We start from the raw sequence: 14,427 nt of genomic DNA on the forward strand, positions 1-14,427 counted from the left end.
TATTTAGTGCCAGCCGAAGCAAGGGATCCTTTATTCATCTGGCCAAAAATATCCCGGAGCGTGAGGCAGAGCCTCGCAAAAAGAAAAAGGCGCCCGGTTCGGGCGCCTTTCACACGGGTATGGCAGAAGATCAGACCTTCAGGTTCGGGATGATCTGTTTCTTGCGGCTCATGATGCCGGGCAGGACGACGGCGTCGCCATCGACCGATGCACCAAAGCTTTTCTCGGCGACGGTTTTGACCAGATCGTTCGGGACCAGCAAGGTGGCCTCTTCGTTCAGGATGTCCACGACGAACAAAAGCACCTGATCAACACCGTCTTCCTTTGCCACATCGACCATGGATGCAGCCAGGCTGTCTTTTCGGTCCAGCACAACGCCCGGCGCGGTGGTTTCCAGAACAGAAACGCGGAACTTGGTGCCGTCGACTTCGTATTCCTTGCTGTCCATGCGGATCAATTCGGCGTCCGAGAACGAGGACACATCCGACTTCGCCGCGAACATGTCAGCCGCATAGGCCGAGACGTCCAGACCCAGTTCAGCCGCCAGTTTCTCGGCCACGGCGCGGTCATGCGCGGTGGTGGTGGGTGAGCGGAATTCCAGCGTGTCCGACAGGATGCAGGTCAGCGCCGCGCCTTTGACGGCCTCGGGCATCTTGGCGGCATCGTCGCCCATCAGGTCAACCATGATGGTTGCAGTGCAGGCCAGCGGGCGCACGGTGATGTCGATCGGGCCTTTGGTTTCCAGGCCACCGACCAGCTTGTGGTGGTCGATGATGGCGCGGATGTCGGCGCTGTTGACGCTGGCGGGAAGTTCCGCCGGGTTGTTGGTGTCCACGATAACAACCGGCGCGTCGGCCTCGACATCGTCGATGATACGCGGCTTGGGCAGGTCCCAGCGTTGCAGCATAAAGGCCGCTTCGGTGTTGGGTTCGCCCAGCAGAACGGGCTCGGCCTGTTCGCCTTTCACTTCGTTCAGGTACCACGACCACAGGATCGGAGAGCCGGTCGAGTCTGTGTCGGGAGATTTGTGGCCAAATACGAGGGTTGTCATGTCAGCTATCCTGAGGATTGGAAATTTGCGCGCCTTATAGGGCGCAAGGCACCGCTTGTCACCCGGTTGCGGCCTGCTGCGACTGTTGGTCTGCTATGCGTCTGGGTCAGAACGGCGCGCGGGTCAGCGAATACCCTTCCTGTTCCAGCAAAGCGAGAAGACCGAAATCATGGCTGAGATGCCCGGCACCCACGGCGATGACGGCGGTTTGATTCTGAATGGCCAGAATATGCCTCATCCAATTCGCGTTGCGGGTCACCAGCAGTTTCTGTTCGAACTGGTCCCATTCCGCGTTGTATTCGGTTTCCGACAGGCCCGAGGCCTCAAGCCCCTGCAACCGCGCCAGTTGCAGGATCTGGGCGTGCTGTTCCTCCAGATAGGCATTGGCCATGGTGGTCAGATGATTGGCGTCGCTTTGCATCGCCCCGGCCAGTCGCACCAACGAGTCCACCTGCTGATCCAGCGGCAGATCGTCGAACATGGTCATCAGGTCTTCGATCTGTTCCAGCGAGTGCTGGGGGATGCCGTTGGCCTCGGCCAGATCTGTCAGACGCGCGTCCATGCCGTATTTCGCATCGGGGTTCTGCATCAGGCAGGGCGGAATGCCCAGCATCATGCTCAGAAACCAGGGCCGCATCTTGGCGGCCATCCAGCTTGGAATGCCCCGTTCCGTCAGCGACCCTGACAGGGCGGCCCAATCCTCGGCACTCATCAGCTCAATCAATGTGGGCCCCGAAGTGATCATTACCGGGCTCAGGTCCTTGGCCAAGCCCTGCTCAAACGTGTTCATCTCGGCCTGAGTGACCTCGAAATAAAAGGCGTCGGCCCGGCTCAAGGTTGGCGCCAACCTCTCGACCACCGCATCCATGCGCGCGTCGTTTGTGTGCAACGTGCCGATCAGATGCAGCGTGGTGTCGCCCTTGCGGGCGATCCAGTGGTTGCCTTCCGGATAGGGGATGTCAGCCAGTGCCTGATGCAATTCCGAGCGGTCCGCTTCGGACATAAGCGGGCGCAGATCATGCCCCTCGCAGGCGGCGCTGGCCGTCATGGGGAGTAGCAGAAAACCGAGCAGGGCCAACAGACGCATGGATGAACCTCAGAGATTTGTCAGGCGGGACGACCAAGGATGTAGTCATGCAAATGCAGCATATTCAAGGCAACCCGTCTGGCATTTCAGCCCAAAACGCATAGCATGGGCGCATGGAGCGCGAGCAGGATCTTTACCCCCCGATCAAGGCAATGTTGGAGGGGCAGGGCTATACCGTCAAAGGTGAGGTCGGTGCAGCCGATATTGTCGCCATGCGCGACGAGTCCGAGCCGGTGATCGTCGAGTTGAAACTGCGGTTCTCACTGGCCTTGTTCCATCAGGCTGTCGCGCGGCTGCGGATCAGCGATCAGGTGTATCTGGGCGTCAGTAAGCCCACGGGGCGCACGGCCCGGCGTGCCTTGCGGGACAATCTGGCCCTGTGCCGCAGGTTGGGGCTGGGCTTGATCACCGTGCGAAACGACGGGGTTGTCGAGGTTCAGTGCGATCCCGGCCCTTACGCTCCGCGCAAGAACAAAGCCAAGGCCGCGCGGATGTTGCGCGAATTTGACCGGTTGGAAGGGGATCCAAACGCGGGCGGCGCAACCCGCCACGGGATCGTTACGGCCTATCGGCAGGATGCGCTGAAATGCGCCGCCCATCTGGCGGAACATGGTGCCACCAAGGGGGCCGAGGTTGCATCGGCCACCGGCGTGCCCGCTGCCACCCGTTTGATGCGCGAAAACCATTACGGCTGGTTCGACAAGGTCGAAAAAGGCATCTATGCATTGTCGGATGCAGGGTCCGAGGGCCTGAAACACTGGGCTTACAGTTGGGAACAGGCCGACTGATCCCTTGTGGCAAAAAATCCGTATCCGCTTGTTGACTCGGGGTTTCAGACCCCCTAGCTATGCGTCGTTATCACTCACACACCCCGAGTGCTAACGCCTCACCAGCCGGTGAGGGGAGGATAGATAAACTTTGAGCCCAAGGAGCTGCAAAGATGGCATTGAAACCGCTTCATGACCGTGTGCTGGTTCGCCGTACAGAAAGCGAAGAGAAAACCGCAGGCGGCCTGATCATTCCTGACAGCGCAAAAGAAAAGCCCAGCGAAGGCGAAGTCGTCGCAACCGGCGAAGGCGCGCGCAAGGACAGCGGCGAGCTGATCGCAATGGCTGTGAAAGCTGGCGACAAGATCCTGTTCGGCAAATGGTCGGGCACCGAGGTTCAGGTCGACGGCGAAGAGCTGCTGATGATGAAAGAAAGCGACATCATGGGGATCATCGAGTAAGCCCAAGCGCTTTCTCTGATCTTCATTTCCAACTTATTTCTCAAGGAGAAACGACATGGCTGCAAAGGACGTCAAGTTCGACACCGATGCCCGTAACCGCATGCTGGCAGGTGTGAACATCCTGGCCGACGCTGTCAAAGTGACCCTGGGCCCCAAAGGCCGCAACGTGGTTCTGGACAAATCCTTCGGCGCACCGCGCATCACCAAAGACGGCGTTTCGGTTGCCAAGGAAATCGAACTGGAAGACAAGTTCGAAAACATGGGCGCGCAGATGGTGAAAGAAGTCGCCAGCCGCACCAATGACGAAGCCGGCGACGGCACCACCACCGCAACTGTTCTGGCACAGGCCATCGTTCGCGAAGGTCTCAAGCAGGTTGCAGCTGGCCTGAACCCGATGGACCTGAAGCGCGGCATCGACCTGGCAACTGCCAAGGTTGTTGCGGGCATCAAAGACGCATCGCGTGAAGTCAAAGACTCGGCCGAAGTTGCTCAGGTTGGCACCATCTCGGCCAACGGCGAAGCCGAGATTGGCCAGCAGATCGCGGATGCGATGCAGAAGGTTGGCAACGAAGGCGTTATCACCGTCGAAGAAAACAAAGGTCTGGAAACCGAGACCGATGTTGTCGAAGGTATGCAGTTCGACCGCGGCTACCTGTCGCCCTACTTCGTCACCAACGCAGACAAGATGATCGCAGAGCTCGACGACTGCATGATCCTGCTGCACGAAAAGAAACTGTCCTCGCTGCAGCCGATGGTTCCGCTGCTGGAGCAGGTGATCCAGTCGCAGAAGCCGCTGCTGATCATCGCAGAAGACGTTGAAGGCGAAGCGCTGGCGACTCTGGTTGTCAACAAACTGCGCGGCGGCCTGAAAATTGCTGCTGTCAAAGCACCGGGCTTCGGCGATCGCCGCAAGGCCATGCTGCAAGACATCGCGATCCTGACCGGCGGTCAGGTCATCAGCGAAGATCTGGGCATGAAGCTCGAGTCCGTCACCATGGACATGCTGGGCACCGCCAAGAAGATCGAAATCACCAAAGACGAAACCACCATCGTCGACGGTGCTGGCGAGAAAGCCGAGATCGAAGCCCGCGTTGGCCAGATCCGCACTCAGATCGAAGAAACCACCAGCGACTACGACCGTGAGAAGCTGCAAGAGCGTGTTGCCAAACTGGCAGGCGGTGTTGCCGTGATCCGTGTCGGCGGCATGACCGAAGTCGAAGTGAAAGAGCGTAAGGACCGTGTGGACGATGCTCTGAACGCGACCCGCGCTGCTGTGCAGGAAGGCGTTGTCGTAGGCGGTGGTGTTGCTCTGGTTCAGGCCGGTAAAGCACTGGAAGCTCTGGAAGGCGCAAACGCTGACCAGAACGCAGGTATCAACATCGTTCGCAAGGCCATCGAAGCGCCGCTGCGCCAGATCGCTGAAAACGCAGGTGTTGACGGTGCGGTTGTTGCTGGCAAGGTCCGTGAATCGTCGGACGCTGCATTTGGCTTCAACGCTCAGACCGAAGAATATGGCGACATGTTCTCGTTCGGCGTGATCGACCCGGCCAAAGTTGTCCGCACCGCTCTGGAAGATGCGGCATCGGTTGCTGGCCTGCTGGTCACCACCGAAGCAATGGTTGCCGACAAGCCTGCCAAAGAAGGCGCAGCACCCGGTGGCGGCATGCCCGACATGGGCGGCATGGGCGGCATGATGTAAGACGTCGTCTTTTTGGAAGACTGAGTTATGGGGTCGCCTTTGGGCGGCCCCGTTTCGTTTTGAATAGCCGCTGCGCGGCTATGCCTCCGGCGGAGGTATTTTTGAACAGAAGAAGATTTGGGTCGGCTGAGACAATGTGAGTGTGCAAACCCAGCGGAACCAGCTATGCGGTTGGAATGAGACTGCTTCTGTTGACTGCCCTGACCATGTGCGCCTTTGCGGCGAACTCGATCCTGAACCGGCTGGCGATTGACAGCGGCGCCAGTGACCCGGCCAGCTTCGCGGTGTTTCGCGTTCTATCTGGGGCTGCAGTTTTGTGGGTGCTGGTACTGCTGCGCGGCGCCGCAATGCCGCTGCGGTCGCGCAGGCGGATTGTGGGGGCTGGATCGTTGTTCCTTTATATGATCGGGTTTTCGCTGGCCTATTTGACCCTCGACGCGGGTCTGGGCGCGTTGATCCTGTTTGCGGTGGTGCAGATCGCCATGTTTGCCGTCGGCGCAATCATGGGGGCGGCGCCGACCGTTCGGCAGGTTGCAGGGGCCGGGATCGCGTTGGCGGGACTGACCTTTGTGCTTTGGCCCAGTGGTTCGGTTCAGGTCGATGCGCTGGGCGCGGGGCTGATGGTTGCGGCCGGGTTGGGCTGGGCCATGTACTCCTTGGCGGGACGGTCCGAACCGGACGCGCTGGCAAGCACGGCTGCGAACTTTGTGGTTGCCTTGCCGATCACAGGTCTGGTGCTGGTCGGTATGGGTGGCAATTGGCAAATGAGCGGTTTGGGCTACCTGCTGGCCGCGCTGTCTGGGGGCGTAACATCGGGCCTGGGCTATGCGCTTTGGTACCGTGTGCTGCCGCAGCTGTCCCCGTCGGTCGCGGCGGTGGTTCAACTCAGCGTGCCGGTGATCGCCATCGTCGGAGGTGTTGTCTTGTTGGGCGAGGTTGCTGGCCCGCGCCTGATGGCGGGGACAGCATTGGTTCTGGGCGGAATCGCCCTGGCCGTTCTGCGCCGGACCCGAGGGTAGGTCTTTCCACAGCTTCAGATCGGCGCTATTGGGCGGGTATGAGACTTCTGTGCGCCCTGATTTTCCTGTGTCTGCCTGCCGCCGCCAGCGCGAAATGCGTGATCCTGTTGCATGGGCTGGCACGGACCGAGGCGTCGTTTTCAGTTATGGAGCAGCTGTTCAAGGCCCATGACTATACGGTCGTTCGGCCCGGATACCCGTCGACCGATATGGGTATCCCCGAACTGGCCGAACAAACCCTGCTGGACGCGTTTGCGGCCTGTGGCGAGGACAAGGCAAACGTTGTGGCGCATTCGATGGGCGGCATCCTGTTGCGCTATTGGCTACAGGACAACCATCCCGAAAACATGGGTCGCGCAGTCATGCTGGGCCCGCCCAATCAGGGCAGCCAACTGGTCGATGAACTCAGTGCATGGGAAGTGTTCGGCTATCTGAACGGCCCTGCCGGATTGCAACTGGGAACGGGGCCGGAAGGCATCCCGCGCAAGCTGCCTGCCGTGGATTTCGATCTGGGCGTGATCGCGGGTGAGAATTCTCTGAACCCTCTGTTCTCATCACTGATCGACGGCCCCGATGATGGCAAAGTGTCGGTTGAGACAACGAAGGTCGATGGCATGGCAGATCACATCGTTTTGCCGGTCACGCATACCTTCATGATGAACAACCCACGCGTCATGGCGCAGGCGCTGCATTTCATCGAATTCGGACAGTTTGATCCGCAAATCACGTGGCTCGACAGCGTGCTCGACGTCATCGAAGAAATCTGCATCGGCGAAGACTGTTCCGAGCCTGACTCGGAACCGACACGATGACCCGACTAAACCTTACGCTGACCGGCGCAGAGGTGCTGTTGCCGCAAGAGAGCCTGTCTCGCGCGCCGCTTTCGATCGCCGATGGGCAGGTGCAGGAAACGCAGGTTGGGCGCGAAGTTGACCTGTCCGGCTATGTCGTTTTGCCGGGGATCATCGACCTTCACGGCGACGGATTCGAACGCCACATCGCCCCGCGTCGTGGTGCGATGAAGCAGATGAACGAAGGCATCCTGTCCGTCGAGGCCGAACTGGCCGCAAACGGGATCACGACCGCCGTGCTGGCCCAGTTCTACAGCTGGGAAGGCGGTGTGCGGGGGCCGGAGTTCGCGGGGCAGGTGTTTGAGGCGATCCGGGCCGTCAAAACCGACACGGTCACCGATCTGATCCCGCAATTGCGGTTCGAGACCAATATGCTCGACGATTACGCTGGTATGGCCCGGCGCATCGCCGATTGGCAGGTCCCTTACGTGGTGTTCAACGACCACTTGCCACATGACCGGCTGGCCCAAGGCAAAAAGCCGCCGCGCCTGACCGGGCAGGCGTTGAAAGCCGGACGCAATCCTGACGCGCATTTCGAACTGCTTCTCGACATGCACGCGCGCCGGGGTGACGTTCCCGCAGCGGTTGAGGCGCTCAGCGCCGAGCTCTCGGAAATGGGTGTTCGTCTGGGCAGCCATGACGACGCAACCGCCGAGACCCGTGCCTGGTGGCGGGATCAGGGTGCCCTGATCGCCGAGTTTCCGGAAACGCTGGAGGCGGCCGAGGCCGCGCGCCTGGCCGGTGATCACGTCATACTCGGGTCGCCGAACGTTGTGCGCGGTGCGTCACACAAAGGGAATGCAAGCGCGGTCGAACTTGTCGCGATGGGCCTTTGCGACGCTCTGGCGTCGGACTACCACTATCCCAGCCCCCGCCGTGCCGCGCTGATGCTGGCCAAGTCTGGCGTTCTGGATTTGGCAGGCGCGTGGGGCCTGATCTCGTCCGGTCCCGCAAGTGTTCTTGACCTGACGGATCGCGGCACGCTTGAACCGGGCAAACGCGCCGATCTGGTCATTCTGGACGCGCAAACCTACCGTGTCTCCGCGACGCTGGCGGCAGGGCGCGTCAGCTACATGTCCGGAGATATCGCGGCCCGGTTCATCACCTGATCCCGGCCCGCCTTCTTCTGTTCAAAAATACCTCCGCCGGAGGCATCGCGCGTCAGCGCGATTTTCAGCCCCGAACGATCCGGTTGAAATGACCCATCTTGCGGCCCGGCTTGACCTCGGCCTTGCCATACAGATGCAGGGCGACATCCCGTTCCTGCGCCAATTCAGGTACGCGGTCCATGTCGTCACCAATCAGGTTCTCCATCACCACGTCCGAATGACGTTGGCCATCACCCAGAGGCCAGCCAGCTACTGCCCGGATATGCTGTTCGAACTGATCCACGACGCAGCCATTCTGCGTCCAGTGGCCCGAGTTGTGGACGCGCGGGGCGATTTCATTCACGATCAGGCCCTCTGGCGTCACAAACAGCTCGACACCCATCACGCCGACATAGTCCAACGCGTTCAGAATATTGGCCGCCAGCAGGATCGCGTCGCTGCGTTGCGCAGGCCGCAGTCGGGCAGGGATGGTCGTTGTACGCAGAATGCCATCGCGATGGACATTTTCGCCGGGATCGAAACAGGCCACCTGACCGTCCAGACCGCGCGCCGCGATGATTGATACCTCGTGGCTGAAATTGACGAAGCCTTCCAGAATCGCAGGTGCTCCGGCCATGTCGGCCAAAGCCGTCTCGGCATCCTCGGGCGTGCTCAGGCGCGCCTGTCCTTTGCCGTCATAGCCAAAGCGGCGGGTTTTCAGGATGGCAGGCGCGCCGATCTGGTCAATCGCGGCCTCAAGGCTGGCCATATCGGTGATGTCCGCAAAGGGCGCAGTGTTCAGTCCCAGATCCTGAAGAAATGTCTTTTCGGTCAGGCGGTCCTGACTGACCCGCAGTGCCTCGCGTCCGGGGCGAATGGGGCGGTGGGCTTCCAGAATGTCCAGCGCCTCGGTGGGGATGTTTTCGAATTCATAGGTGATGACATCGACCGATTCCGCGAAGGCTTTCAGCGCCTCGGCATCGTCATAGGCCGCCGTTGTCACCCGATCTGCGACCTGTCCCGCAGGCGGGTTTGCGCCGGGCTCGTAGATATGGCTGACAAAGCCCAGCCGTGCCGCCGCAACCGATAGCATCCGGCCCAATTGACCGCCGCCCAGAATTCCAATCGTTGCGCCGGGGGCGAGCATCTTTGTCATCATCAGGTCTCCAACCGTTTGCCAATCGCCGCCAGAGCCGCGTTCAGCGCGTCATGTGCTTTGCCCGACCGCAAACTCTCGGTCATTTGCAGGCTTAGCGTTCCATCGGTGGCCAGCGCATCTCGTTCGGCCGCCAGTCGCCCCGCTTTGCCCTTTTCCATCGCGGAAAGAAAGCCCGAGAACAGCTGTGTCGCATAAAATTCCGCACCGTCTGCGTCGCCTGTCTGCCCGGCCAGCCATTCCGACCCGGTTGCCATCAGATCCAGCAGGCCCGGCACCATGGCGCAAATCGCGAAATGGGCATTCAGGGCGGCCTCACTCTCGACCCTGATCACGGGGTTTTCCGGCTCGAACAGATCGGCCAGAAGGCGATCATTGCCCAATGCGGCCAGAGGGCACCCGCCGGTTTCCAGAAAGCCCAGAGGAATGGTTTGAACAAAATCCTTCGCAGGTGCGCAAAGCTCGGCCAGTTGATCCGAAGGGACTGCAGCCATGACCGACACGATTTGCTGATCGGCGCGGAACGTCAGCGGGGTCAGAATGTCGGCGGCCACATGAGGGCGCAGGCACAGAAAGACGATCTCAGAGGCGTCAATCACGGTTTGCGGGTCCGTGACTGTCACGCCGAGTTCCGATTTCAGTTGCGAGGACACCTCGGCGTTGCGCTGGGTGACGCAGATGTCATGCCCCTTGGCCGCCAGAAAACGCACCATCGGCGCTGCGATGTGCCCGGTTCCGACAAAGCCGATGCGGCTCATCCCTCGGGCTCTTGAGCGATTGAGGCTGACAGGGCCGCGCGCCACGCATCCAGCCGTTCGGCCAAAGCGTCATCCTGCAGGGCCAGAATACCGGCAGCCATCAGCCCCGCATTTGCGCCGCCCGCCGATCCGATCGCCATGGTAGCAACAGGAAACCCCTTGGGCATCTGCACGATGGAATAAAGCGAATCGACCCCCGACAAGGCCCGTGTCTGCACCGGAACTCCGATCACCGGCACGCGGGTTTTCGACGCCATCATGCCCGGCAGATGCGCTGCACCGCCTGCACCGGCAATAATCACGCTCAGACCACGTTCAACAGCGGTTTTGCCATAGTCCCAAAGACGGTCCGGTGTGCGATGGGCCGACACGATGCGCTTTTCATAAGCCACACCCAACTCGTCCAGAATATCTGCGGCTTCTTTCATCGTGGGCCAGTCCGACTGGCTGCCCATGATGATCCCGACCTTGACGTTACCCATCCGCTAAATCCCCGCCCGTTTGCAGAGCGCGCACTATATCCAAATCCGCCTTCGTGGCAATGCGTTAGGCGATGATGTCCGGGGTCAAGCGATCCTCGATCAGACGGATAATGTCTTTCAGCCGCAATTTCTGCTTTTTCAACCGTTTGATCGTCAGTTGATCCGCCGTTCCGGTGGATTGCAGCGCCTCGATAGCTTCGTCCAGATCGCGGTGCTGTCGTCGGAAAACCTCAAGCTCAACCCGCAGAACGTCATCTGTTTTCATCGAAAGGTCGGTGGGCGCGTTCATTGGCGACTCGGGCTGGTTGTGGTGCGTCATCAACAAGATAGTGTGTCAGACGTTATCGCGCCAGACCTTGTGGACATCCTGGTTTCTTCCCATATTCTATTATGCGCGGTTGCCGGAACGGGGCCGCACAACACGTCGCTTTGGCAATAAAGGACGAGAAAACGTGTCAAAACTTACTCTTGGCTCTTACCCGCATCTTTTGGGGTTCGAGCAGTTGGAACGCCTTCTGGAACGGTCTGCAAAGGCTGGTAATGAAGGGTATCCGCCCTACAACATCGAACAGACCTCGGACTTTTCGTACCGCATCACTCTGGCGGTGGCCGGGTTCGCGGAAGAGGATCTGTCGATCACGATCGAGGATCGCCAGCTGGTGATCCGGGGCCGTCAACGCGACGACAGCGAGGGGCGCATATTCCTGCACCGTGGCATCGCGGCGCGTCAGTTTCAGCGCATGTTCGTGCTGGCGGACGGTGTCGAGGTCGGTGAGGCGATTATGGAAAACGGTCTGCTGCATGTGGATCTGACCCGCGCCGTGCCGGAAACCGTGGTTCAGACAATCAACATACGGAAGGGGTAAGAGCAATGAATACACCGATTGAGATCAACACCGAAGGCGACCGTATCGTTTATGTCAAAACGGTCGAGGTGGCCGATCTGCCGCGTGATCTGCGCGATCAGGCAGGCGATCTGGATCAGCTTTATGCGGTACACGACTCGGATGGCCAGCAATTGGCGCTGGTGGCCGACCGCAAGCTGGCCTTTGTGCTGGCCCGACAGCATGACCTGTCCCCGGTGGCCGTTCACTGAACGGCCCCTTCACACCGGATAGGGCGTGACATTCCCAGCGACACGCGCGACACATGACCACAGGCGGACGCCGCCGCATCATCTGTGTCAGGGAGTTTTCGCATGAGCTGGTTTGACTTCGATTGGGTAGACGCGTTCAGCGACCGGGCCTTTGGCGGTAACGGCTGTGCCGTGGTGCACGAAGGCGCGGAACTGCCCGAGAATGTGTGCATGGCCTATGTCCGGGAAACCTCGCTGGTAGAATGCACCTTTACCGGCCCGTCCGAGGTGGCCGATATTCGCGTCCGGTACTTTCTGGCCAGCCGTGAGATTCCCTTTGCCGGGCATCCGACAATTGCGACAGTTGCCGCGATGCGGTCGCGCGGGATGATTTCGGGCGATGCGCTGACCTTGGAAACCGGGGCCGGGATTGTGTCGATCCGGTTGATCGGGGACCAGATCGAAATGACGCAAGTCGCGCCGCAGTTCGGCGTACATGTTCCAGCGGAATTGGTGGCCTCGGCCATCAGCCTGCCGGAAAGTGCCATTATCTCGCCGCCGCAACTGGTTTCCACCGGGTTGCCGTTCTGTATCACGGTCCTGCGCGATCACGATGCCCTGCGCGCGGCACGGCTGGATGAAGGGCCATTGCGAGAAGTAGCCGCCGCCGCTGGCTATTCGGGCTCGGATATGGCGGAACCGTTTCTGGTGACGCTGCAAGGCGCGACATCTGCGGGGGACACGTTCTCGCGCCTGTTGCTGGCACCGCCCAGCCCGCCCGAGGATCCGTTCACCGGATCAGCAACCGGCGCGATGGCGGCATATCTGTGGAAATACGCCTTGATGGACAAGGACAGTTTCATTGCCGAGCAGGGCCACGATATGGGCCGCCCCGGTCAGGCGACCGTCACCCGCGTCGGGTCGCGTGATGCCATGACCGGGATCAAGGTGGCAGGCTGCGGTCATATCCTGATGCGCGGACAGGTCGATTTGGGCTAAGGCTCAACGAAACTTGGCTCGGTGACAGTTTGGAAACAAAAAAGCCCCCGGCGAACCGGGGGCTTTTCATTCAGTATGCCTTTAGATCATGTTGCGGCGATCAGGCCCATGCTTTCCAGCTTCAACAAAACCTGATGGGCGCAGTTGTCCACATCCACATTCTCGGTCTCGACCGTCAGCTCGGGGTTCTGGGGCACGTCGTAGGGGTCTGAAATGCCGGTGAATTCCTTGATCTTGCCCTCACGCGCCAGTTTATACAGGCCCTTGCGGTCGCGCCGTTCGCATTCCTCGATGCTGGTGGCCACGTGAACCTCGCAGAAGGCACCGAACTGCTCGACATCTTCGCGCACCGCGCGACGGGTGGTGGCGTAGGGCGCAATCGGAGCACAAATGGCGATACCACCGTTCTTGGTGATCTCGGACGCGACATAGCCGATGCGGCGGATGTTCAGGTCGCGATGCTCTTTCGAGAAACCAAGCTCGGATGACAGGTTCTTACGAACGATGTCCCCATCCAGCAGCGTGACCGGGCGGCCACCCATCTCCATCAGCTTGACCATAAGCGCGTTGGCGATGGTGGATTTGCCCGAGCCCGAAAAGCCGGTGAAGAACACGGTAAAGCCCTGCTGGCTGCGCGGCGGCTTGGTCTTGCGCAGCTCGGCCACAACCTCGGGGAAGCTGAACCATTCCGGAATTTCCAGCCCTTCAGCCAGACGGCGGCGCAGTTCGGTGCCCGAGATGTTCAGGATCGTGACGTTATCCTTGTCGGCGATCTCGTCATTCGGTTCGTACTGGGCGCGTTCCTGCACATAGACCATGTGTTTGAAGTCGACCATTTCGACGCCGATTTCATCCTGGAACTGACGGAACAGGTCCTGTGCATCATAGGGACCATAGAAATCCTCACCGGCGGAATTCTTGCCGGGGCCAGCGTGGTCGCGGCCGACGATGAAATGGGTGCAGCCGTGGTTGGCGCGGATCAGGCCGTGCCAGACCGCCTCGCGCGGGCCAGCCATGCGCATCGCCAGATTCAGCAGCGACATCGAGGTGGTGGATGCGGGATATTTGTCCAGCACCGCCTCATAGCAGCGGACGCGGGTAAAGTGGTCCACATCGCCCGGTTTGGTCATGCCGACCACGGGGTGAATCAACAGGTTGGCCTGCGCTTCCTTGGCGGCGCGGAAGGTCAGTTCCTGATGCGCGCGGTGCAGCGGGTTGCGGGTTTGGAACGCGACGATGCGGCGCCAGCCCAGCTTGCGGAAATAGGCGCGCAACTCATTCGGCGTGTCGCGGCGGGCGCGGAAATCATAGTGTACCGGCTGCTGGATGCCGACAACGGGGCCACCCAGATAGACCTTGCCGGCCACGTTGTGCAGATAGTTCACCGCAGGGTGCGCGTCGTCATCGGCGCCAAACACCTTTTCAGCCTCGCGTGCCTTGTCCGGGGTCCAGCGGTCGGTCACGGTCATGGTGCCCAGAATGACGCCTTCCTGATCGCGCAGGGCAATATCCTGACCCAGCTCGATGCTGTCTGCAAAATCCTCGCTGACGTCCAGCGTGATCGGCATCGGCCACAGGGTGCCATCGGCCAGACGCATGTTTTCGACGACGTTGTCGTAATCGGCCTCGGACAGGAAGCCTTTGAGCGGGTTGAACCCGCCATTCATCAGCAGTTCCAGATCGCAGATTTGGCGCGGGCTCAGATCCCAGCTGGTCAGATCGGCGGCGTCGACCTTCAGTTTCTGTGCCGACTCGTAGGACACATACAATTCAGGGATCGGGGCCAGATTACTTAACATCGTCATCAGAATACTCTTGTCGCAGTGTTGGATTGCCGGTGATTCTCGGTCTTTTGAGGGGCGTTTGCCCCGACTTTTGCCCGAAGTCCACAAGCGGTTGTGAAACAAAGGACGATATGCGCTGATTTCCTCCGA

General features: G+C 60.3%; 16 protein-coding genes. 9 read left to right on the forward strand and 7 right to left on the reverse strand.

Features of this window, described 5'->3' with window-relative positions; all coding sequences use genetic code 11:
• Nucleotides 1-130: 130 nt before the first annotated feature.
• Nucleotides 131-1,051, reverse strand: a complete 921-nt coding sequence (locus ACR0LW_RS16610; protein WP_480883392.1) for a manganese-dependent inorganic pyrophosphatase — start codon at nucleotides 1,049-1,051, stop codon at nucleotides 131-133.
• A 106-nt stretch (nucleotides 1,052-1,157) separates the two neighbouring features.
• Nucleotides 1,158-2,099: a TraB/GumN family protein gene (locus ACR0LW_RS16615; RefSeq protein ID WP_480883394.1), complete on the reverse strand. Its 942-nt coding sequence runs from the start codon at nucleotides 2,097-2,099 to the stop codon at nucleotides 1,158-1,160.
• A gap of 152 nt (nucleotides 2,100-2,251) precedes the next feature.
• On the opposite strand from ACR0LW_RS16615, the gene ACR0LW_RS16620 reads away from it, so the two are divergent.
• The 6 genes from ACR0LW_RS16620 (at nucleotide 2,252) to ACR0LW_RS16645 (ending at nucleotide 8,044) form a co-directional block, all read left to right on the forward strand.
• Complete coding sequence (locus tag ACR0LW_RS16620) at nucleotides 2,252-2,926, forward strand: DUF2161 domain-containing phosphodiesterase (protein WP_480582635.1); 675 nt, start codon at nucleotides 2,252-2,254, stop codon at nucleotides 2,924-2,926.
• 152 nt (nucleotides 2,927-3,078) lie between these two features.
• Entirely contained in the window at nucleotides 3,079-3,366 is a 288-nt protein-coding gene (gene groES, locus ACR0LW_RS16625) for a co-chaperone GroES (RefSeq protein WP_170352338.1), read from the forward strand.
• A gap of 55 nt (nucleotides 3,367-3,421) precedes the next feature.
• Nucleotides 3,422-5,065: a chaperonin GroEL gene (gene groL, locus ACR0LW_RS16630; RefSeq protein ID WP_170452676.1), complete on the forward strand. Its 1,644-nt coding sequence runs from the start codon at nucleotides 3,422-3,424 to the stop codon at nucleotides 5,063-5,065.
• A gap of 176 nt (nucleotides 5,066-5,241) precedes the next feature.
• Nucleotides 5,242-6,084 (forward strand): DMT family transporter, encoded by an 843-nt coding sequence (locus ACR0LW_RS16635; RefSeq protein ID WP_480582633.1) that lies wholly within the window; start codon nucleotides 5,242-5,244, stop codon nucleotides 6,082-6,084.
• 38 nt (nucleotides 6,085-6,122) lie between these two features.
• Nucleotides 6,123-6,896, forward strand: a complete 774-nt coding sequence (locus tag ACR0LW_RS16640; protein ID WP_480883397.1) for an alpha/beta fold hydrolase — start codon at nucleotides 6,123-6,125, stop codon at nucleotides 6,894-6,896.
• Nucleotides 6,893-8,044 (forward strand): alpha-D-ribose 1-methylphosphonate 5-triphosphate diphosphatase, encoded by a 1,152-nt coding sequence (locus ACR0LW_RS16645; RefSeq protein ID WP_480883399.1) that lies wholly within the window; start codon nucleotides 6,893-6,895, stop codon nucleotides 8,042-8,044. Before ACR0LW_RS16640 ends, ACR0LW_RS16645 begins: the two co-directional genes overlap by 4 nt.
• A 64-nt stretch (nucleotides 8,045-8,108) precedes the next feature.
• Here ACR0LW_RS16645 and ACR0LW_RS16650 read toward each other — a convergent pair whose 3' ends face one another.
• From ACR0LW_RS16650 to ACR0LW_RS16665, 4 genes are all read right to left on the reverse strand, one after another.
• The gene (locus ACR0LW_RS16650) at nucleotides 8,109-9,179 is read right to left on the reverse strand and encodes a 5-(carboxyamino)imidazole ribonucleotide synthase (protein WP_480883401.1); all 1,071 of its coding nucleotides are present in this window, start codon (nucleotides 9,177-9,179) and stop codon (nucleotides 8,109-8,111) included.
• A 2-nt stretch (nucleotides 9,180-9,181) separates the two neighbouring features.
• Nucleotides 9,182-9,937: an NAD(P)-binding domain-containing protein gene (locus ACR0LW_RS16655; RefSeq protein ID WP_170736464.1), complete on the reverse strand. Its 756-nt coding sequence runs from the start codon at nucleotides 9,935-9,937 to the stop codon at nucleotides 9,182-9,184.
• Complete coding sequence (purE, locus tag ACR0LW_RS16660; protein WP_170452665.1) at nucleotides 9,934-10,419, reverse strand: 5-(carboxyamino)imidazole ribonucleotide mutase; 486 nt, start codon at nucleotides 10,417-10,419, stop codon at nucleotides 9,934-9,936. The genes ACR0LW_RS16655 and purE overlap by 4 nt, the downstream gene beginning before the upstream one ends.
• Before the next feature lie 64 nt (nucleotides 10,420-10,483).
• Nucleotides 10,484-10,708 (reverse strand): DUF465 domain-containing protein, encoded by a 225-nt coding sequence (locus ACR0LW_RS16665; RefSeq protein WP_170453145.1) that lies wholly within the window; start codon nucleotides 10,706-10,708, stop codon nucleotides 10,484-10,486.
• 163 nt (nucleotides 10,709-10,871) lie between these two features.
• Here ACR0LW_RS16665 and ACR0LW_RS16670 point away from each other — a divergent pair, with 163 nt between their 5' ends.
• The 3 genes from ACR0LW_RS16670 to ACR0LW_RS16680 all read left to right on the forward strand — a co-directional run bounded on the left by ACR0LW_RS16670 (nucleotide 10,872) and on the right by ACR0LW_RS16680 (nucleotide 12,493).
• A complete protein-coding gene (locus ACR0LW_RS16670) occupies nucleotides 10,872-11,285 on the forward strand; it encodes an Hsp20 family protein (protein ID WP_058275530.1) in 414 nt (137 codons plus the stop codon).
• A gap of 5 nt (nucleotides 11,286-11,290) precedes the next feature.
• On the forward strand, nucleotides 11,291-11,515 hold the full coding sequence (locus ACR0LW_RS16675) for a DUF1150 family protein (RefSeq protein WP_050604806.1): 225 nt from the start codon (nucleotides 11,291-11,293) through the stop codon (nucleotides 11,513-11,515).
• A 102-nt stretch (nucleotides 11,516-11,617) separates the two neighbouring features.
• The gene (locus tag ACR0LW_RS16680) at nucleotides 11,618-12,493 is read left to right on the forward strand and encodes a PhzF family phenazine biosynthesis protein (RefSeq protein ID WP_480582627.1); all 876 of its coding nucleotides are present in this window, start codon (nucleotides 11,618-11,620) and stop codon (nucleotides 12,491-12,493) included.
• A gap of 86 nt (nucleotides 12,494-12,579) precedes the next feature.
• Here ACR0LW_RS16680 and ACR0LW_RS16685 read toward each other — a convergent pair whose 3' ends face one another.
• Nucleotides 12,580-14,298: a bifunctional sulfate adenylyltransferase/adenylylsulfate kinase gene (locus ACR0LW_RS16685; RefSeq protein WP_170736461.1), complete on the reverse strand. Its 1,719-nt coding sequence runs from the start codon at nucleotides 14,296-14,298 to the stop codon at nucleotides 12,580-12,582.
• Between the last annotated feature and the right edge of the window lie 129 nt (nucleotides 14,299-14,427).

It is taken from the genome of Ruegeria sp. N4 (assembly GCF_056531425.1).

Excerpts from the sequence above, each read along its gene's own strand:
- ACR0LW_RS16610 (WP_480883392.1), bottom strand. The coding sequence starts at position 1,051 with ATGACAACCCTCGTATTTGGCCACAAATCTCCCGACACAGACTCGACC.
- ACR0LW_RS16615 (WP_480883394.1), bottom strand. The coding sequence starts at position 2,099 with ATGACGGCCAGCGCCGCCTGCGAGGGGCATGATCTGCGCCCGCTTATG.
- ACR0LW_RS16620 (WP_480582635.1), top strand. The coding sequence starts at position 2,252 with ATGGAGCGCGAGCAGGATCTTTACCCCCCGATCAAGGCAATGTTGGAG.
- groES (WP_170352338.1), top strand. The coding sequence starts at position 3,079 with ATGGCATTGAAACCGCTTCATGACCGTGTGCTGGTTCGCCGTACAGAA.
- groL (WP_170452676.1), top strand. The coding sequence starts at position 3,422 with ATGGCTGCAAAGGACGTCAAGTTCGACACCGATGCCCGTAACCGCATG.
- ACR0LW_RS16635 (WP_480582633.1), top strand. The coding sequence starts at position 5,242 with ATGAGACTGCTTCTGTTGACTGCCCTGACCATGTGCGCCTTTGCGGCG.
- ACR0LW_RS16640 (WP_480883397.1), top strand. The coding sequence starts at position 6,123 with ATGAGACTTCTGTGCGCCCTGATTTTCCTGTGTCTGCCTGCCGCCGCC.
- ACR0LW_RS16645 (WP_480883399.1), top strand. The coding sequence starts at position 6,893 with ATGACCCGACTAAACCTTACGCTGACCGGCGCAGAGGTGCTGTTGCCG.
- ACR0LW_RS16650 (WP_480883401.1), bottom strand. The coding sequence starts at position 9,179 with ATGACAAAGATGCTCGCCCCCGGCGCAACGATTGGAATTCTGGGCGGC.
- ACR0LW_RS16655 (WP_170736464.1), bottom strand. The coding sequence starts at position 9,937 with ATGAGCCGCATCGGCTTTGTCGGAACCGGGCACATCGCAGCGCCGATG.
- purE (WP_170452665.1), bottom strand. The coding sequence starts at position 10,419 with ATGGGTAACGTCAAGGTCGGGATCATCATGGGCAGCCAGTCGGACTGG.
- ACR0LW_RS16665 (WP_170453145.1), bottom strand. The coding sequence starts at position 10,708 with ATGAACGCGCCCACCGACCTTTCGATGAAAACAGATGACGTTCTGCGG.
- ACR0LW_RS16675 (WP_050604806.1), top strand. The coding sequence starts at position 11,291 with ATGAATACACCGATTGAGATCAACACCGAAGGCGACCGTATCGTTTAT.
- ACR0LW_RS16680 (WP_480582627.1), top strand. The coding sequence starts at position 11,618 with ATGAGCTGGTTTGACTTCGATTGGGTAGACGCGTTCAGCGACCGGGCC.
- ACR0LW_RS16685 (WP_170736461.1), bottom strand. The coding sequence starts at position 14,298 with ATGACGATGTTAAGTAATCTGGCCCCGATCCCTGAATTGTATGTGTCC.